This is a genomic window from Laspinema palackyanum D2c (assembly GCF_025370875.1).
Classification (GTDB): Bacteria; Cyanobacteriota; Cyanobacteriia; order Cyanobacteriales; family Laspinemataceae; genus Laspinema; species Laspinema palackyanum.
The window spans coordinates 70,208-89,448 of sequence record NZ_JAMXFD010000024.1 but is presented as its reverse complement, the minus strand read 5'-3'; the positions used below and the strand labels follow the sequence as shown (position 1 = coordinate 89,448).

Annotated in this window: 11 protein-coding genes, 1 tRNA gene and 1 pseudogene; 10 read left to right on the top strand and 3 right to left on the bottom strand. The window is 46.7% G+C overall.

Annotation, left to right across the window (positions count from 1 at the left end):
• Positions 1 to 260: 260 nt before the first annotated feature.
• Positions 261 to 2,663, bottom strand: a complete 2,403-nt coding sequence (locus NG795_RS22075; protein ID WP_367290791.1) for a response regulator — start codon at positions 2,661 to 2,663, stop codon at positions 261 to 263.
• 300 nt (positions 2,664 to 2,963) lie between these two features.
• Here NG795_RS22075 and NG795_RS22070 point away from each other — a divergent pair, with 300 nt between their 5' ends.
• The 3 genes from NG795_RS22070 to NG795_RS22060 all read left to right on the top strand — a co-directional run bounded on the left by NG795_RS22070 (position 2,964) and on the right by NG795_RS22060 (position 6,540).
• Entirely contained in the window at positions 2,964 to 4,475 is a 1,512-nt protein-coding gene (locus NG795_RS22070; protein ID WP_367290790.1) for a TM0106 family RecB-like putative nuclease, read from the top strand.
• Positions 4,476 to 4,592: 117 nt separating this feature from the next.
• Positions 4,593 to 5,747, top strand: a complete 1,155-nt coding sequence (locus NG795_RS22065) for an esterase-like activity of phytase family protein (RefSeq protein ID WP_367290789.1) — start codon at positions 4,593 to 4,595, stop codon at positions 5,745 to 5,747.
• A gap of 82 nt (positions 5,748 to 5,829) precedes the next feature.
• Entirely contained in the window at positions 5,830 to 6,540 is a 711-nt protein-coding gene (locus NG795_RS22060; RefSeq protein WP_367290788.1) for a Uma2 family endonuclease, read from the top strand.
• 60 nt (positions 6,541 to 6,600) lie between these two features.
• Here NG795_RS22060 and NG795_RS22055 read toward each other — a convergent pair whose 3' ends face one another.
• Positions 6,601 to 7,164 carry a Uma2 family endonuclease gene (locus tag NG795_RS22055; RefSeq protein ID WP_367290787.1) on the bottom strand — a complete coding sequence of 188 codons (564 nt, stop codon included), beginning with the start codon at positions 7,162 to 7,164 and terminating at the stop codon, positions 6,601 to 6,603.
• A 315-nt stretch (positions 7,165 to 7,479) separates the two neighbouring features.
• Between NG795_RS22055 and NG795_RS22050 the strand changes: the two genes are divergently transcribed.
• From NG795_RS22050 to ftsH2, 4 genes and pseudogenes are all read left to right on the top strand, one after another.
• A tRNA-Asp gene (locus NG795_RS22050) sits at positions 7,480 to 7,553 on the top strand.
• A 94-nt stretch (positions 7,554 to 7,647) separates the two neighbouring features.
• Positions 7,648 to 9,078: pseudogene (gltX, locus tag NG795_RS22045) on the top strand (glutamate--tRNA ligase); the annotation flags it as partial.
• Positions 9,079 to 9,186: 108 nt separating this feature from the next.
• Positions 9,187 to 9,579, top strand: a complete 393-nt coding sequence (locus NG795_RS28465) for a CAAD domain-containing protein (protein WP_436836079.1) — start codon at positions 9,187 to 9,189, stop codon at positions 9,577 to 9,579.
• 900 nt (positions 9,580 to 10,479) lie between these two features.
• Entirely contained in the window at positions 10,480 to 12,366 is a 1,887-nt protein-coding gene (gene ftsH2 / locus NG795_RS22040) for an ATP-dependent zinc metalloprotease FtsH2 (RefSeq protein ID WP_367290785.1), read from the top strand.
• 236 nt (positions 12,367 to 12,602) lie between these two features.
• On the opposite strand, the gene NG795_RS22035 is transcribed toward ftsH2, so the two are convergent.
• Positions 12,603 to 13,097, bottom strand: a complete 495-nt coding sequence (locus NG795_RS22035) for a universal stress protein (RefSeq protein ID WP_367290784.1) — start codon at positions 13,095 to 13,097, stop codon at positions 12,603 to 12,605.
• 433 nt (positions 13,098 to 13,530) lie between these two features.
• Between NG795_RS22035 and NG795_RS22030 the strand changes: the two genes are divergently transcribed.
• The 3 genes from NG795_RS22030 to NG795_RS22020 form a co-directional block, all read left to right on the top strand.
• On the top strand, positions 13,531 to 13,848 hold the full coding sequence (locus NG795_RS22030) for a hypothetical protein (protein ID WP_367290783.1): 318 nt from the start codon (positions 13,531 to 13,533) through the stop codon (positions 13,846 to 13,848).
• 672 nt (positions 13,849 to 14,520) lie between these two features.
• Positions 14,521 to 16,575, top strand: coding sequence for a ShlB/FhaC/HecB family hemolysin secretion/activation protein (locus NG795_RS22025; RefSeq protein WP_367290782.1), 2,055 nt, complete (start codon positions 14,521 to 14,523; stop codon positions 16,573 to 16,575).
• Between the two features lie 824 nt (positions 16,576 to 17,399).
• Positions 17,400 to 19,241, top strand: a 1,842-nt coding sequence (locus tag NG795_RS22020; protein WP_367290781.1) for a DUF4114 domain-containing protein, incomplete at its 3' end; no start/stop codon positions are given.

Below are 19,241 nucleotides of genomic sequence, written 5' to 3'. Positions count from 1 at the left end.
GTTCGTAGTGACTCCTTCAGGAGTCATTTTAAGATAACCCCTGAAGGGGGGGACGTTGAACGGTTGAATGATTTATGTTTTGCCATCCCCTTAGACGATGAATTTTCATCAAAAATATAGCCCGCCAAAATCAGGCTAAACCTAAAATTAATTGTACCACAAAATGATTCATGGTTTTTGAATGAATTAAACATAAGTAAAGTAATTTAAAAAAGCAGAGGTAATCAGGGGTCATGTTTGGGTGACTCATCGGGGAGAAATCAATTGGGATTGAGATATTTTTGGGTGGCTATCTTCTCCAAAATGGTTTGGAGTACAGTAACTTTGACCGGCTTAGTAATATACTCATTCATCCCCGCTTCTAAACATTTCTGGCGATCGCCTTCCATTGCACCTGCCGTCATCGCCACAATCTGAGGCCGCTGGCTGGGAGCCCACTCCTGGTTAATCTGGCGAGTCGCTTCTAATCCATCCATTTCTGGCATTTGAACATCCATCAAAACCACATCATAAGGATGCTGATGCAATGCCGCTAAAGCTTCTACCCCATTATTAGCAACATCGGCATGATATCCCATTTGGGATAAAATTTTGAGGGCAACTTTTTGATTAATGCGATTATCCTCAGCCAGAAGAATTCGTAAAGGAAATCGTTCCGCCAGTTGGGGGTCAATCTGAGGGATAGAAGGGCCATGAGCAGCAATAATAGCCTTCTTGTTGGCAACTACATTGAGCAACACTTCATACAAATGAGAACATTTAATCGGTTTAGTAAAACAACCGGCAAAATTCGGCAAAGCAGCATTTAGAGATTGACCCATTGAGGTCAATAAAATCAACGGAAGCGTTTGGGGGTCTCGCAACTTGTGCAACTCAGACCCCAGAGTAATCCCATCCATTTCTGGCATTTGCATATCCAGAATTGCCAAATCAAACGATTCTCCTCGATTCAGGGTGGCGATCGCCTCCAATGGCGAACTCACCGCAACGGGAATCATCCCCCACTTCTGAGTTTGTCGGATTAAAATTTGGCGATTGATCTCATAATCATCGACAATTAACAGCCGCTTCCCCTGTAACTTCGCTTCAGTTCCTATTTCATAAACCGGCAGAGGTTGGGAATCTTTAGCCACAATCATGGTAAAATAGAAAGTAGAGCCTTCTCCTACCTTACTTTCTACCCACATTCTCCCCCCCATCAGTTCACACAACCGTTTACTAATCACTAACCCTAACCCAGTCCCGCCATATTTTCGAGTCGTGGAAGCATCAAGTTGAGAAAAAGAGCGAAACAGTTGATTAATGTTCTCCTCGGGAATCCCAATTCCCGTATCCATGACGGAAAATTTTAGTTCAAAAAACGTCTGATTCGGCTCCAATATCCCTACTAAAGAGTCGGGGTTGGAGTTGGAAAATAGGCTGGAGAAGGGGGACCAATTGCCAATTTCCTCAGATTCTACTAAGACCCGAACTTCACCCCGTTCCGTAAATTTGACCGCATTGCTGAGAAGATTGGCTAAAATTTGGCGCAAGCGGGTGACATCACTGATAATCCGAACGGGGATTTCTTCATCCATGAGGTAACCCAATTCGAGTTGCTTTTCCGAGGCTTTTGCAGCAACGAGAACCAGAGAATCTTCCACCGCCTCGCGCAGGTCAAAAGGCGTCTGTTCTAAGGACAATTTTCCCGCTTCAATTTTTGATAAATCTAAAATATCATTGATAATCGTCAATAACGCTTCACTACTGTTGCGAATCGTCTCTACAAAATCTCGCTGAGTCGGGTTGAGTTCCGTATCGATCAACAGTCCAGTCATGCCAATGACTGCATTCATGGGAGTCCGAATTTCATGACTCATATTAGCCAAAAACTCCGATTTCAACTGGGTAGCTGATTGAGCATCGCGGAGGGCTAAATCAAGTTCCATATTATTTTCTTCGAGTTGAGAGGCGATTCGCGCCATTTCTTGTTGAGACTTGAGGATCTCCTGGATATAATTCTTAATATGCCGAACCGAGGGGTGAAAGATAAATACAGCTTCTAGGAGGATGACGCATAAGCCGAGACCTAAAAATAACAACTCCAAACGGAGCAAATGTTGAACCCGATGAAGGGCTTGTTTTTCATACTCGGAGACGATCGCATCCATCCCCAAGAAAAATGACCTTTCATGGGCTAAAATTTGTTGAGAAAAGGGCAAAATTGCGTCGCGATCGGCCGGGTTTCCTTGTTCAGTGACAACAGACAGTAAACCAACTGCACCTTGTCGCAAGGCTTGATAGGAGGGTTCCAGTTCCTCGAACATTTGGGCAATTTGCCGGTTGTTCTGTTTAGGCAAACCCAGTTCCGGATCCCCATATTTTAAGCCGAGATGGGATTGGGAAAAGAGGTTGACGGCATCTTGCAGTTCTTGGAGGTGGAGTTGGCGATCGCCCTGGGGGGGGAATTCCAGCCAGATCAGTGCCGCTTTACTCATCCGTTGGCTCAAGGCTCTTTGGCGTCCAGCAATATTGAGCACTTTAGAATCCGTAGTAATGACCAGAAGCGATCGCTGCCTCATCAATTCGCCACCTATCGAGAGGATGGCGAGGAGGCTAAGGGCGACTATATACAGTGCGCTCAGGCGGCGCGTTGGAGAGTTGCGGTGATAGATAGAAGGCATAGAACGGGTAGCGAGTGAGCGGGTCGATTCTATCGGAGTCTAACAAGAGAATTCAATAATTTTTATCTCCAGTTTTACATAAATTCTAATAAGAGATTCTTTATAATTAAATAAACCTTTCCTAAAAATTCTATCAATTAATGTTCTCTACCTTGGGGTGCTGTTGATTTGATGCTCCCTTTCTTCCCCACCGAGCAACCCACCGCCCGGGGGCCAGTTTGGACCGCTACGGATTAGCCTGATCCCCTCTGCCTCGTGACTTTGAGGCGATCGCCCGTTTCTGCACCCTTTGTCTTCTGTGTGACTGATTATTGGTATGTTAAAGATATGCTGCTAACTGACAACCTTTTATTTGATTACCAACGCTGTGCGCGCCTGTCATTCCTCAACCTGTATGGAAATGGCACTCATCCAGAATCCGCGAGTGATTTTGCCACCAAACTGAAACGGGATAGCGAAGTTTATCGACAGGACGTTTTGGCAGAATACCCCGCTCAACGCCCGAATTATCCCTACGGAGACTGGGTAAAGGGTGCCGAGGCAACTGTGGCGTTAATGCAACAGGGTATCGATCGCATTGCTCACGGCGTCTTGATGACTCCAGGACCCCAAGGAGTCACCCTGATGAGTCGTCCTGATTTATTAATCCGAAAACCCGGTGCCTCGGTTTATGGGAATTGGTCCTATATTCCCGTGGATATTCGCTTCAGTAAACGTCCGAAGGCACAACATCAAATTATGGCGGCATTTCACGCCCTGGTGTTGGCCGGGGTCCAGGGGGCTTGGCCCCAGGATGCCTGGTTAGTTTGCCGTGAAGTAGGGGAATATCGGGTGAATTTAGAGAAATATGTCCCTCAAATGCAGGAGGTATTAAACCCTTGCATTAAAATGTTGAGCCATCGCCAAGAACCGGAAGTCTTTATGGCACGACATCCTTGCAGTATGTGCCACTGGCAGAGTCATTGTTATGCGATCGCCCAAGAGACACAGCACCTCTCCCTTCTGCCTGGAGTAACTCCGATTCGTTATCAACAGTTAAAACAACTGAATTTGACCCAACTAGAATCCCTCGCCCATGCGGATTTACTCACTTTAGCCAATGGTCTAGTTGAGGTTTGCAATAATCAATATGAACCGGAAACTGTCGCCCGTGATCTGATCATACAAGCCAAGGCAACCCTCAATAATCAAGCGATCGCTTTACCCCAAAAATTGCCCCTTTCTCCCAAGTTTCTACCCCTTTCTCCGGTTGAACTCTATTTTGATATTGAAGCGCAACCGGAATTAAACCTCGATTTTCTACTGGGCGTGTTAGTCGTTGATCGCCGCAATCTCGCCCCAGGAGAAGCACCCACGCAGAAATTTCATGCTTTTTTAGCCGAAAGTCCCGAAGAAGAGTTCCAAATTTGGGAGCAGTTTTTGGAATTAATTTGGACCTATCCGATTGCCCCAATTTTTCATTTTTGTGACTATGAAGTTCAAACCCTAAAAAAACTGGCCCGCCGCTATCATACTCCCCCACATCGATGGAAAGTAATTCTCAATCGGTTTGTGGATATTCATAAGTTAGTCACCCAATCTGTGGTGATGCCGGTGGAAAGTTATGCCCTCAAGTCGATTGCTCGATATCTCGGATTTGAGTGGCAGAATGCCTTAGCGTCCGGTGCTCAATGTGTGGTGTGGTACGATCGCTGGTTAGAAACAGGCGATCGTCATTACTTGGATTTAATTTTAACCTATAACGAAGATGACTGCATCGCCACCTTTGTCGTTAAAGACTGGTTGGTCCAATTTTCTCAAAATTGTTCGTGAATTTAAGGTTTAAAACTGCTATAAATTCAAATTAAACCTGGGAAATAGTGGCTATTTAGCTGTTTAAAAAATTTATATTTCTGCTAACTTCAAGAAAATACATCAGCTCAAACCTCTATGCTTTTTGCTCAAATTAACCCTATTTTATGGATAACTTTGGGATTGTCTTGTACTTTTGGCATGGGTTGTCAACCGCAAACCCTTCCCGAAAGCTTTGCCAGTCCTTCCAAGTCACGGATTTCTAATTCTGCCTCAGTGATAAATTCTCCGGTTGAATATTTAGGAGAATTCAAAATCCCCACCGGCTTTATTTTTCAGGATACCCCCCTCGGAGGACTCTCAGGAATCACCTACGATCCTCAGCGCAATCTGTATTATGCCGTATCAGACGATCGCGCAATCCAAGGACCCGCAAGATTTTACAATGTAGAAATAGAATTAAATCCTCTGGCTGTTAACCCCATTGGTGTTACCCCCTTGGTGGATAAAAGCAGTCGCCCTTTTCCCACTTACACCGTAGACCCTGAAGGGATTTCCTTAACCCGTCGCGATACCCTATTTATTTCATCCGAGGGAGATGTGGAACGAGATATTCAACCCTTCATCAAAGAATTTTCCCGGGAAGGAAAAGAACTCCAATCTCTCCCCATTCCCGATAAATTCATCGCTCAAAATGGTCAAGGGATTCGGAATAATCAGGCTTTTGAAAGCCTAACTTTAAGCCCGAGTGAGCAATTCCTCTATACCGCAACCGAAACGGCTTTAGTTCAAGATGGAGAACCCGCCAATCTGGAAAAAGGAACTCCCGTCCGCATTTTGCAATATGATTTGACCACAGGACAACCCGTCCAAGAGTTTTACTATCTCACCGAACCTGTACAGACTGAACCTAAATATCCGGATGGATTGACAATTCATAGCTTAGTCGAATTACTCGCTTGGGATGAAACAAAATTGCTCAGTTTAGAACGAGGCTTTACAGAAGATGTAGGAAATACAGTTTTATTATATGAAGTTTCTCTGGGAGACGCAACAAATATTCAGCCAATCGACAGTTTAAAAGATGTTGATATTCAAAACATCCAACCGGCTCAAAAACGCCTGTTGCTGGACTTGCGAACTTTAGATATTCCCCTGGATAACTTAGAAGGAATGACCTTCGGTCCCAAATTAGCCGATGGACGACGCTCGTTAATTTTAGTCAGCGATAATAATTTTAATCCGTTGCAAGTGACCCAGTTTTTAGTTTTTGCCATAAACCTAGAAGAGTGAATGCGAATCCTGGACAATCGGGGAATAAATCTTTGATAATAGAGACAGTAATTTCCCAGAACAATTCATGGAGGCTCACATTATGAGTAGACAAACTTCAGTGGGAAAACCCAACAACAAAACGGAACAACAACTCCTTCCTTTAGAGAATGGCGATCGCCTCACTCGTCCTGAATTTGAGCGCCGCTATCACGCTATGCCAAATTGCAAAAAAGCTGAACTCATCGAAGGAGTCGTTTATATGCCATCACCCGTCCGTTCTAAAAGTCACGGTTTACCTCATGCAGCAATCATGGCATGGTTAAGCAATTACTGGCTGGCAACGCCAGGGACCGAACTGAATGATAACACCACCGTGCGTCTCGATTTAGACAATGAACCCCAACCGGATGCACTGTTAAGAATTGAGACTGGGGGTACTTCCGCGATCGCAGAAGATGATTATGTTGAAGGTCCACCAGAATTTATAGCAGAAATCGCCGCATCAACTGCCACTTACGATTTACATGATAAAAAACAAGTCTACCGTCGTAACGGAGTGCAAGAGTATCTGGTGTGGCGCGTGTCTCAAACTCAACTGGATTGGTTCCACCTCACGGAAGGCGAATATATCCTCATCGAACCGGACGAAAATGGAGTTTTGCGGAGTCTAGTTTTTCCGGGGTTATGGTTAGACTGTCCCAAGTTATTAGCGGGAGATTTTTCCGGAGTCCTCACCGTTTGGCAAGAAGGATTGAATTCACCCGAACACGCGCATTTTGTCCACCAGTTGTTGGAAAAACAGGAGAATTAAGCAAGGAGCGGTTTTAAGCGAAGATTAGCCTAAAACCGCTCTAGTTTTGGGATTTTATCCTCACAGTTCTACCTCTTCATAGATGTCTGAAAGAGATAGCTGTAATCCAAGAGATTGAAAGTCAATGATATCGTTTTGTAAAAAAGTTGCTAAACTCCAATCGCAGGGGCGATCGCCTCGCCGATAGACTTCCACCTTTTTTTCCGTTTGGGATACCAACACATACTCTTGAAGACTATTTAATTCTCTATAGTTGATAAGTTTTTCTTGACGATCTATCCGTTCGGTACTCGGAGAAAGTACCTCAAAAATTAGACAAGGAAACTCAAGAAAATACTTCTGCCGGTCTTGAGGATTACAGCTAATTGAAACATCAGGATAATAAAATAAATCCAGGTCTTTGATTCTGACTTTCATGTTGCCCGAAAAGACTCGACAACCACTCCCGCGTAACTGAGTTTTTAGGCCAGTGATAATATTAACCGAAATCAAATTATGTTCCTGGCTACCTCCGGACATGGCATAAACTTGACCCTGAATGTACTCATGACGAATGTCGCTGAGTTCTTCATAGTGCAGATATTCTTCGACCGTCAGAATAGATTTTAAGGCTTGATTAGACATGATTTTACCTTCCCTTGAGGATTGGAGGGGGTGATGGGGGGTTAAGGTGGCGATCGCCCTTCCCTCTAGGATAAATCATCCCCTAGACCCTCATGAGAGCAGGAGACGGGGATAAGAAACCGGGTTTCTGTCCTAGATTTGGGGAAATTGGCAGAGTTTGGGGAAAGAAACCCGGTTTCTGGCAGCACTCAAAGGTCCGCCCTGACTGGATATTGCCAAGCTGTAATCGCCCCCTTCCCCGGTCAAAAAATTTTTTTTGAAAAAGGGGTTGACAAATCCAAAAGCATCATGCAAGATATAAAAGGCTCAAGGAAAGGGACTGTAGTTCAATTGGTTAGAGCACCGCCCTGTCACGGCGGAAGTTGCGGGTTCGAGCCCCGTCAGTCCCGTTTAAAATATAAATCAGGTTACGCGCCGTGTTTTCCTAATAATAGGGGACACGGCGTGTCTCCTTGCCAACGAAGTTAATTAGAGAAAATAATTGTGACTGTTCGCGTAAGAATAGCTCCTAGTCCGACTGGGAACTTACATATTGGAACAGCCAGAACGGCTGTGTTTAACTGGTTATTTGCCCATAATCAAGGGGGCCAGTTCATTTTACGGGTCGAAGATACAGACGAGGAGCGATCGCGCCCGGAGTTCACCCAAAATATCCTGGATGGACTCACCTGGTTGGGTTTGAACTGGGATGCCGGTCCGGTTTTCCAGTCCAAGCGTCTCGACCTCTACCGGGAACGAGTCAAAACTCTCATTGATAAGGGTCTCGCCTATCGGTGTTACACCACCGCCGAAGAACTCGACGAAATGAGAGAAGCTCAAAAAGCGCGGAATGAAGCCCCCCGCTACGATAACCGTCACCGGGATCTAACGGTGGATCAAATCGCCAAATTTGAAGCCGAAGGACGCCCCTCGGTGATTCGGTTCAAAATCGAAGACGATCGCGAGATTGTCTGGAATGACTTGGTGCGCGGTGAAGTATCCTGGCGGGGAAGCGACCTTGGCGGCGATATGGTGATCGCCCGGGGTTCCAGTGGTGCCGACATCGGTATGCCACTCTATAACCTCGCCGTTGTTGTCGATGACATTGACATGAGAATCACCCAAGTGATTCGCGGGGAAGACCATATTGCCAATACCGCCAAACAAATTCTGCTGTATGAAGCCTTTGGCGTCGCAGTCCCGGAATTTGCCCATACGCCGCTGATTTTGGATATTTCCGGCAAAAAACTCTCAAAACGAGATAACGTGACCGGCATTTCCGAATTTCAAGCAATGGGATTCCTCCCCGAAGCCTTGGTCAACTATATGACCTTGCTGGGTTGGTCCCCACCGGATAATCAGGAACTGTTTACCCTGGATGAGGCGGCAAAGCAGTTTAGCTTCGATCGCGTTAATAAAGCTGGGGCCAAATTTGATTGGGATAAACTGGATTGGATTAATAGCCAATACCTCCACCAAATGTCCCCCGAAAACCTCACCGAAAAACTAATTCCGGTGTGGCAACAAGCGGGATATCCTGTTGATCCGGAGGGCCACCGTCCTTGGTTGGAACAACTCTCGGCCTTAATTGGTCCGAGTTTAACTCGCTTGACTGATGCGGTGGAACTCAGTCGGATGTTCTTTGTTGATGAGGTCGAACTCAGCGATGAAGCAGCAGCCGAACTGGAAAAAGAGGGAGCCTCCCAGGTTCTCGAAGCGGTAATCGGACATTTAAAAAGTCACGAAAGCCTGACAGCAGCAGATGCCCAAGACATCATTAAACAGGTCACAAAACAGCTTAATGTCAAAAAAGGGCTGGTGATGCGATCGCTGCGAGCCGGATTAACTGGCGAACTGCACGGTCCTGACCTGATACAATCTTGGGTATTACTTTATCAGCGGGAGCTGGACAAAACGCGCCTGCACAAAGTCTTAAAGGTTGACGAACAAGAGGGTAGTACCTTGACTCAAAATCCTGAACCAGAAACATCCCAAGATAAGATTGTGGTAGAAATTCCTACTTCTGAAATCCCTGTGGACGAGATGTCTGAACCATCGACTGTCCCAGTGGTAACCACCGGAGTCCCCAATACAGGGGCCACAAATGAACAGTTAGAGCGGATCGGCAAACAAGTTCGCGAAATCCTCTCTTATCTCCCGGATTACGTCACTGGGTTTGTTAAAGACAACCAAAGACCCTTAACCACCGTTGGTTTACTGATTGCGGCTTTGGTGTCCCTGAGAGTATTGGTTGCTGTCTTGGAAGTGCTTAACGGCATTCCCTTAGTACAGCCAACCTTTGAAATCGTGGGTATGGCTTACTCTGGCTGGTTTATTTATCGGTATTTACTCAGTGCAACGACTCGTAAAGAGTTGTCGGTCAAAGTTGAGGAAATCAAAGAACAAATTACCGGGAACCATTCCCCTAACCCCTAACTGTCGGTTGAGGGTCCCAGCCGTGTCCTGACCCTTCCTCAGACTGTTCCCTGGTTCTATTTTGCCTTGTGCATTCCGCGTTTCGTTCCACACACTCCTTTGCGGATGCGGGCAGCAGGGGGACTCATCTCCGGGAGGGGTCCTTGGCTGGATATCTAGCTGTCCCCTCCGACTCTGCTAGACCCCATCCCTGTTCTCGGGTGATTCCTGAATCACCCCTACATTTAGAGGAATCGGGACAGTCTGGGGGACGTTTAAAAAAAACCGATTCATACAAGATTCATAAGATGGGCGCATCTAGGTGCGCCCATTTTTGCATTCTGGCGATCGCCTCTTTTGTCCCCCGTTTCTGCTTGGACTTGTAGGGTGGGCACGGCCCACCGGAAGAAAGGTGGGCCGTGCCCACCCTACTAGCACGTCTAGGCTAAAATTGTGGGTAAAAATTTCTGAGTTCCCGCCTTGGCAAGGCGGGTTAGGAGGGATAGAACCCACAATTTTAAGCTGGACGCGCTACTACAATTGCTCAGAAGACTTAGGAACCTGAGATCAGGGCAAATTGTGAAATTGTCTTAACATAACTTAAACTTAAAGAAGGGTTTACCGAACCATTTCGCCAATTAGCGGAGTAATTGAGTCCTCGTTTTACCCGATTCTGAGCGGGTTTTACCGACTTTTAGGCGAGTCAGTTGCATCGATCCTGATAATTAAGTTAAATTTGATTAAGATTCTGATCGGGATGAACGGTTTTACTCTATACCCGGACTCCACCCCTAGGGGAGGAGCGGAACGTGGAAACAAGAGAACCCCCCGACTGTCCTCACTCAACTCGCTTGGGTCTAATTACACCCAATCTGCTTTTAATCTCATTGTCTGAATTTGTACTAGAGGCCACCGCATCCTATGAAATCTTCCTGGAGAATAATTTTACTTTGGGCATTACCTGCATTAGTAATCGCCTTTGTCGTGTGGCAGGGAGTCTTTTCCTCCCCCGCCATGAATATGGGAAATAATGCCGCCAATACTCGCATGAGCTACGGTCGGTTTTTGGAATACCTGGACGCCGATCGCGTAACCAACGTAGATTTATATGAAGGTGGCCGGACGGCGATCGTTGAAGCCGTCGATCCCGATCTAGACAACCGAGTGCAGCGTTTGCGAGTCGATTTGCCAGGAAATGCCCCGGAACTGATCGCCCGTCTCAGAGACTCCAATATCAGTTTTGACTCCCATCCCATCCGCAATGATGGCGCAATCTGGGGACTGTTGGGTAATTTAATTTTCCCGGTCCTGTTATTGGCTGGCTTATTCTTCCTCTTCCGCCGTTCCAACAATGTTCCTGGGGGTCCAGGACAAGCCATGAACTTCGGCAAATCCAAAGCTCGTTTTCAGATGGAAGCGAAAACTGGGGTGATGTTTGACGATGTGGCAGGGATTGAAGAAGCCAAAGAAGAACTCCAAGAAGTGGTTACGTTCTTGAAAAAACCGGAACGCTTTACCGCTGTTGGTGCGAAGATTCCTAAAGGTGTCTTGTTGATTGGACCTCCGGGAACCGGGAAAACCTTGCTTGCTAAGGCGATCGCCGGAGAAGCAGGCGTCCCCTTCTTCAGCATCTCTGGGTCTGAATTTGTGGAAATGTTTGTCGGGGTCGGGGCTTCCCGTGTTCGGGACCTCTTTAAGAAAGCCAAAGAAAATGCCCCCTGTATCATTTTCATCGATGAAATTGATGCTGTTGGACGTCAACGGGGTGCAGGAATCGGCGGGGGTAACGATGAGCGCGAACAAACTCTCAACCAACTCCTGACGGAAATGGATGGATTTGAGGGTAACACCGGCATCATTATTATTGCCGCCACCAACCGTCCCGATGTCTTGGATTCTGCCTTGTTGCGTCCGGGTCGTTTCGATCGCCAGGTGACGGTGGATGCACCGGATATCAAAGGTCGTCTGGAAATCCTCGATGTTCATGCTCGCAATAAGAAGCTATCGGATAAAGTCTCTTTAGAGGCGATCGCCCGTCGGACTCCTGGTTTTACTGGCGCAGATTTAGCTAACTTGCTCAATGAAGCGGCGATTTTAACCGCACGTCGCCGCAAAGAAGCGATTACTATCTTGGAAATTGATGATGCCGTAGACCGGGTTGTCGCCGGGATGGAAGGCACTCCCCTGGTGGATAGCAAGAGTAAGCGCTTGATTGCCTATCACGAAATTGGTCATGCGATCGTTGGGACCTTGGTTAAGAACCATGACCCAGTGCAGAAAGTCACCTTGATTCCCCGGGGACAAGCACAAGGTTTGACTTGGTTTATGCCGAACGAAGACCAAATGCTGATCTCTAAATCCCAGTTAATGGCCCGGATTATGGGTGCTTTGGGAGGACGTGCCGCTGAGGAAGTCATTTTTGGCGATTCTGAAGTGACCACGGGTGCCGGAGGTGACTTGCAACAGGTCAGCGGAATGGCACGTCAGATGGTGACTCGCTTCGGGATGTCCGATTTGGGGCCGATGTCTTTAGAAACCCAACAAGGGGAAGTGTTCTTAGGTCGCGATTTGATGACGCGATCGGAATATTCTGATGAAATTGCCTCTCGCATTGATGCCCAAGTGCGTTCCATTGTGGAACATTGTCATGATGAAGCCAAGCGGATTATCCGAGAAAACCGCATCGTGATTGACCGCTTGGTGGATCTGCTGATTGAGAAGGAATCAATGGATGGGGAAGAGTTGCGTCAAATTGTGGCGGAATACACGACGGTTCCAGAAAAAGATCTGTTTGTACCAATTTTGTAAGGGAGTTTAGGGGATAGAGTTCGGGTTATTTCAACCCGTTCCCCTAGTCTTGAATCAAAAAGGAGGGGGTAAAATGCCCCCTCCTTTTTTTGTGGATACTCCATCGTTTTGATATGAATGCCTTGTTAAGATAACCTTTCCCCGTTTGCCAAAGGGTTTAAAGTTTTGACCTTTTCAACGGAGGGGTTGTTAAGCCCTATCTGAATAAAAGATGAGGGATGACAATTGAGTTTCGCTTAGGTGACGGGTAACGCGCCTTGGACAATTAAAACCGAGCAAGGTGCGTGATGGGTAATGTAGTTACTGACGCTGCCTAACAAGAGTTCGGTCATCCCTTTGCGACCTCTGCGACCTACGACAATTAAGTTAGCGCCCCAGCTTTTGGCTAACTCACAAGAGACGACACCGGGATCGCCGACGCTATGATGGCAGATGGTGGGAATATTCCGGGCCATTGCCATAGAAGCATATTCCTGGAGTATTTCTTTGGTTTTTTGGACTTGCCCATCGAGTCGTTGTCGCTGAAGTTCGGGGATTTCTCGTCCTAGAGATGGACTTAACCCCATGCCTGTCCCCACCATCGGTGAAATCTCTGCTAGAGCCTCAACTTGGATGGCATGAAATAGCATCAGTTCGGCTTTTTCTTTTTCTGCTAAATCGAGCACCTGCTCAATGACAAAATCTGATTGGGGGGAACGATCAATCGCAGCCAGAATTTTATGATAAGTCATGGGGAATTCTCCTTGCTCTCGTTACTGGGGCGATCGCCCCGGGGAATCAGCCTCTTTTTCAAGGTAACCCGATGGTTCGGTTCAACGCATCTTCTCCAAGGGCGATTTCTCTTTTGAGCCCTGATTGCTTTTCCAGTTCAGAAGTGTAACCCTGTTTATTTTCTCTTTATCACTTGTTGGGTACGCTGTCAAGTGATATAGCGAGAATACCTTTCTAAATCGGGTCTAAATCGAGGGTATTGTGGCCTCGAATCAGGGCGACAGGGGTTGCTTCAAAAAACTTAACTGAAAACCGGGCAAATGGGCTTAAGTTATACACAAATCATACAGGACGCAAACGCGATCGCAAACATCCAGATGATAAATTGAAAATTCAAGTCAACTTCCCGGCATTCAAGACAAATCTTAAAGATTTGTGATGGAGAGTAAAGATATGTTAAAGCATCAGGTTTGCAACTCGGATACCAGGCAGTCCCAACTCCTAGCTGATTCTCAGTTATTAGACTTAGAGTGGGCCAGGGCGAATCAATGGAGTCCGATGATTCAAGGCAACTGCTTGAAAACCCTAGACTGTCCAGTTCAACCTTCAAAAAAAAGTCACTTACCCTCCAATTTTAGCCTATTTTTGGCTTGGATCTTTTTATTGATGACCGTAGCGGCGCTGTTAGCTCCTATCGCTACTTCTTGGAGTTCAGACTTTTTTGATAACCCAATTGGAGCCGAAGGCAGCGGGTTAGCACTGCCGGAATAATTTCCCTTGAATTGGAATCAAACTTGAGTTAAGCGCTGAGCAGCCGGGTTTTTACTGGCCCTATTCAGGGTGTCTTCAAAGACTTTTGAGAAAATCAAGTCCATAAAATTTAATACAAATTGTTAAAAAAAAGACCGATGTATGATAGGGAAATACGGCTTCAGGGAATTGGGGTAACCGTATGAAGGAAAGAACAAACCCAGCTCGGTTTACCCTTAACCTCGGGGAGATAAAATAATAACGCCACAACTGGAGAACGGGATTCTTGTATGGCTCGAACCCACCGGAGTAGCCCAAACGATTGAGAATTTTATCCTTGGGACGTTGAACCGGCAATGCCATCGCCGACTTTAGGGCAAATTGATTTCGACCCTCCCAAGTTACTCCGATTTTTGGTCCGTCAGGGATGCAGCTGAGCGGTTTTCAGAACAATCAACTGAGGTAAAAACTGGGTTTTGGCAGGATTGGGTATAATTTCCTGCGGTTTCAACCTGAAGTTTTAAAGAGTTGGGATGGTTTTCGGCCCTAGACGCTCTTGCCGATGACAATATCAATAGATACACTGGCATTTGGAGCTGCCGCAGTTTCACGGTTTAAGGTACCAAGGGAGTGACAAAATAAATGCTCTGGAAGAATAGGCTATCTCAAGTGGGTTGGCAGGGGGAGGGTTCGATGCAGAAGAACATGATATTCAACGTTCTGGGGTATGGGGTGGCAATTCCGGTATTCTTGGCGATCGCTAATTGTTCTGCGGGTCAAGCCATAGCAGCAGATATCGAAGCCTTACTCCCCGAGGAATCAGCAGAGTTTCTGACTCTAAAACTCCAGGAAACAGGCAGGGAGAAAGCCCTCAACAATAGCGATCGCTTCGAGATATTTGCAACTCAGGGAAAAGTAGCCGATCGGACAACCCCGGGTGAAGAATTGGGAAATTTGGGGTGGCTAGAGGATGGGGAAATGAGTTGCGATCGCCAAGCGTCTCGGAACGAGAATCGCCCCTGTGATGACAGTCTGGAGATTAATTTACAGAGCATAGCATCCCAAGAGCAACCCCCTACACTCAGCGCCGGAATGCCAGAGGCGATCGCCCAAACCCCTCCCTCACCGCCCCCGCAACCTCCCACCCAAGAGCCATTACCCCCCCTACCAGAGGTCCCACCGGCCCCCCCAGAAGAGGAGCAACCCCCCGTTTTGAGCCCGCCAGAAGAACAACCCGCTCCAGAAGAATCTCCCGAAGTAGAAATTCCTATTCGCCAGGTGAACGTGACTGGCTCTACCGTACTCACCGATACAGAAATTCAAACCATTGTTGCCGAGGTGGAGGGACAAACCGTTTCCCTCGATCGCCTCCGACAACTCGCCGATCAAATCACCCAAATTTATCTCGATCGCGGTTATATCACCTCCCGCGCCGTACTCGGAGATCAAGTCATCGAGGATGGCATCGTCGAAATTCAAGTGATTGAAGGAACTTTAGCCGCTATTGAAGTGGAAGGCAACAACCGGGTGCGAGAGTCCTATATCCGCTCTCGGATCGAACTTGGGGGGGGCGCGCCCTTGAATACCGCCCGCTTAGAAGATCAGTTGCGGTTACTGCGCCTCGACCCTTTATTTCAAAATATTGAAGCCAGTTTGCGTGCTGGAGATGAAATTGCCCAAAGTATTCTCACCGTGCGGGTACAAGAAGCGAATCCCTTTGGGTTGAATTTAGGTGTGGATAATTTATCCCCTCCGAGTGTCGGTTCGGAACGTTTAGGGGGAACTGTCCGCTATCGCAACGTGACGGGGTTTGGAGACGAAATTGCTGCCAGTTATTATTGGGGAACCGGAGACTCGCAAATCTACGATCTCAGCTATCGGATTCCGGTGAATGCGATGAATGGAACCTTGGGGTTTCGGGTAGCACCGAACCGAAATGGCATCGTTCAAGACGAGTTTAGAGAGTTGAATATTGAAGGGGAATCTGAACTGTATGAAGTGAGTTTTCGACAACCTTGGGTGCGATCGCCCCGACAAGAATTTGCCACCTCCCTCGGGTTTACCTTCCAGGAAAGTCAAACCTTTGTTGCAGGTGAACCGTTTGGGTTTGGCAGTGGTCCTAGCGCCGATGGGATTACCCGGACTAGCACATTCAAGATTGGCGCGGATTACCTGCGCCGAGATGTTCAAGGCGCTTGGTCCGTGCGATCGCTGTTGAACATCGGAACGGGTTTATTTGATGCCACTGATAATGACGACCCCATCCCCGATGGACAATTTGTGAGTTGGATTTCTCAGGTGCAGCGAGTGCAACGGTTGGGGGGTTCCCAACTGTTAATTATCCAAGCGGATTTACAGTTAAGTCCCCATAGTTTACTTTCTTCCCAGCAGTTTGTGATTGGGGGGGGTCAATCCTTGCGGGGGTATCGTCAAAACGTGCGATCGGGAGATAATGGATTTCGCTTGAGCGTCGAGGACCGGATTGTAATCCTCCGCGATACCTCCGGAATTCCCATCTTTCAATTTGCCCCATTTTTAGACATGGGAACCGTTTGGAATCATGTCGATAATCCCAATGAATTACCGAGACAAACCTTTTTAGCCGGAATCGGAATGGGTGTACTCTGGCAAGTTTTTCCCGGTTTTAATGTGCGACTTGATTACGGACGGCCTATTTTTCAAATTGATGATAAAGGGACGAATGCTCAGGATGAGGGATTTTATTTTACGGTGAATTATCAACTGTAATTCTCTTGTTTTGGAGTATTAATCATGGCAATTATACATTAATATAGTAAACGCAAATATTGATATATAATTGTGTCTAAATTATCCAACTTTTCAAAGTAGAGCAATTGTAGAGTGGGCACTGCCCACATAGCTGTTCGGAGGGGGTATTGCCCTTTTCAAAGTAGAGCAATTGTAGGGTGGGCAGTGCCCACCCTACAATTTGGTGGGCAGTGCCCACCCTACGGACAGCGCTGTCCGTAAACCTAACTGATGAATTAGCGCATCAGTGTACAGCGCTGTCCGTAAACCTAATCGAATATAACAAACCAGTTTTCAACGCGCTTTCTTCGTTGCTTTCAATGGCAGAGATTTCCTGTCGATGTACTGGAATAACAAATTTAATAACTGTTTGTTAAAACGCAAATATTTTTTGAGTGAAATTACGGAACTCAAATAACTACTCCTCAAAAAAACAGCATTTCTTGTGTAAAATCACGGAAATTATAAGCGCTTCATTCATCTTTTTCCGAGTTTTTTCAAAAATATCCCGAAAATATGGGATTGTCTATTGACATTTCAAATAATGGCTAATATGATATTTCTTGGAGAAAGATAATTACAAATCACACAAAAAAATAAAATTTCAGCCCATGCCGTCAATCCTTGGGCGGTGAAGTCTTGCTTACCTTTCCAGAAATTTTAGCTGATAAGCAGGCCAAATTGACCCCTATCTAAATCTAGGGTTTGTCCTACTCCAGCTAACACTCAATCGCCTTGCTGCCCCGAATATTCAGAGATTTCCTCTGTCCAAACTGCATCTATTAATGAGGATTTAGTGAGTCATGTTTAACTTACTTTTTGGTTCTAAAAAGCGTTCCGAAGCGACTGGATTTCAACCCCAATCCAAACGGTATCAAGGTCCAGCAATGCGTCTGGAGACCATGAGAACTCCTAGCGGAATAGTGCTTGACGATACCGAAAGCGCAGAAGAGTCAGAATTTGAAATTGAAGATGTTGATTCAGACTGGGATGTAACAGCAGAAGACAGCGAGGGTGCAGAGGAATTCTCTGGGGATGAGTCCGACGGGGATGATGTAGAAGTTGTTGGAGAAGGCAGTACAGAACCAACATTTGGGGATGAAGAGTTAGAGGAACTGCCATTTTTTGATTTAGAAGCGGAAGAGGCGATCGCTGACGAACCCAGCGGCGAAACTGAGTTTGATGGTGTAACCGATATTACCAAAAACTCTGCTACCAGCGATGAAGGGGTAGAGGATGTAGAATTTATTGAAACTGAGGGCGAAAGTGACGAGAGTACCGGGGATGAAACGGCGATCGACCCCGAGGAAAACATCCTCAACGAGACAGCAGAGGAAGAGGTAGAAGCAGAGGAAGAGTTTGAAACTGCCGCAACGGACGAAACTGAAATCGGGGAAGAAGATTTAGACCCGGAAACCAATAAAATTGAGACATCGGAAGAACCGGAGAATGACGAACTAGAGACAGTTGACAGTCAAACCGCTGAAACCGATGCTGAGGATACGGAACCCGAGAACATTGCTGAAGAAGAAAGTGAATCAGAAGTCATTGCTGAAACCGAGAATAACAGCAGTAACGAAGAAATAGAAGAAACCGACGAACTCCCCGAAGAAACAGATACCGAAGAGAGTGAATTAGTCGCCACTGCCAACTTAAGCAATCTGCAACCGAACTTCGAGTCGGGTACTTTCACAGTCGGAGAAACTGGCGAAGTCGAAGTAGATTTCCTGGTTGATGGGGGTGCATATAAAGGAGAAGTTGCCCTTGTCAGTTTATCGGGAATGGAAGGACTCGACCCCAATTCAAAAGAGTTTATTGTAGAATCTCTTTCTCGCGCCGCTAGTAATTCCGAACTCGGTTATGTCGTGATTAAGGATACCACTGAAGGCGCAAGATTTACGGGACGCTTAGGGGGACACGATTTTAATTCCGGAGAGTATCAAGGGGTAAAAACCTTTATGATGCGACCGGGAGATGAATTTTTCCTGATGTTAGTTCCCAATGGAACCGTACAGCAGGCGTTAAATAATCCCCATGCTGGCGGAGCATTGCGTCCGTTATTTTCCCTAGCAACAGCCAATCCGGATGATGCCTATCACGTTGGACAAATTTCCGATATTACCGGAGATGGTAGCGCGTTTGCTTGGGAAGATATTCGAGTTGATGGAGGAAGCGATTTCGACTACAACGACATCGTTTTACAATTCCGAGGAGCCACAGGAAAAGCTGCATTAATGGATGATGTCGTTGCCGAAGGCAAAGACTGGCGCGGCACAGAATTGGGTCAGGAGGTGATTAATTATGTCACCTCGCAACAACCGGAAGAACCTGTTGCCGAACAACCGGAAATTCCTGAAGAACCTGTTGCCGAACAACCGGAAGAACCAGAAACTCCTGAACAACCGGAAGAACCTGTTGCTGAACAACCGGAAGAACCTGTTGCCGAACAACCGGAAGAACCTGTTGCCGAACAACCGGAAGAACCTGTTGCTGAACAACCGGAAGAACCTGTTGCTGAACAACCGGAAGAACCTGTTGCTGAACAACCGGAAGAACCTGTTGCTGAACAACCGGAAGAACCTGTTGCTGAACAACCGGAAGAACCTGTTGCTGAACAACCGGAAGAACCTGTTGCTGAACAACCG

Bases quoted from the DNA above. Each gene is read 5' to 3' on its own strand.
- NG795_RS22035 (WP_367290784.1), bottom strand. From the start codon at position 13,097: ATGACTTATCATAAAATTCTGGCTGCGATTGATCGTTCCCCCCAATCA.
- NG795_RS22025 (WP_367290782.1), top strand. From the start codon at position 14,521: ATGCAGAAGAACATGATATTCAACGTTCTGGGGTATGGGGTGGCAATT.
- NG795_RS22030 (WP_367290783.1), top strand. From the start codon at position 13,531: ATGTTAAAGCATCAGGTTTGCAACTCGGATACCAGGCAGTCCCAACTC.
- ftsH2 (WP_367290785.1), top strand. From the start codon at position 10,480: ATGAAATCTTCCTGGAGAATAATTTTACTTTGGGCATTACCTGCATTA.
- NG795_RS22060 (WP_367290788.1), top strand. From the start codon at position 5,830: ATGAGTAGACAAACTTCAGTGGGAAAACCCAACAACAAAACGGAACAA.
- NG795_RS28465 (WP_436836079.1), top strand. From the start codon at position 9,187: ATGTCTGAACCATCGACTGTCCCAGTGGTAACCACCGGAGTCCCCAAT.
- NG795_RS22075 (WP_367290791.1), bottom strand. From the start codon at position 2,663: ATGCCTTCTATCTATCACCGCAACTCTCCAACGCGCCGCCTGAGCGCA.
- NG795_RS22065 (WP_367290789.1), top strand. From the start codon at position 4,593: ATGCTTTTTGCTCAAATTAACCCTATTTTATGGATAACTTTGGGATTG.
- NG795_RS22055 (WP_367290787.1), bottom strand. From the start codon at position 7,164: ATGTCTAATCAAGCCTTAAAATCTATTCTGACGGTCGAAGAATATCTG.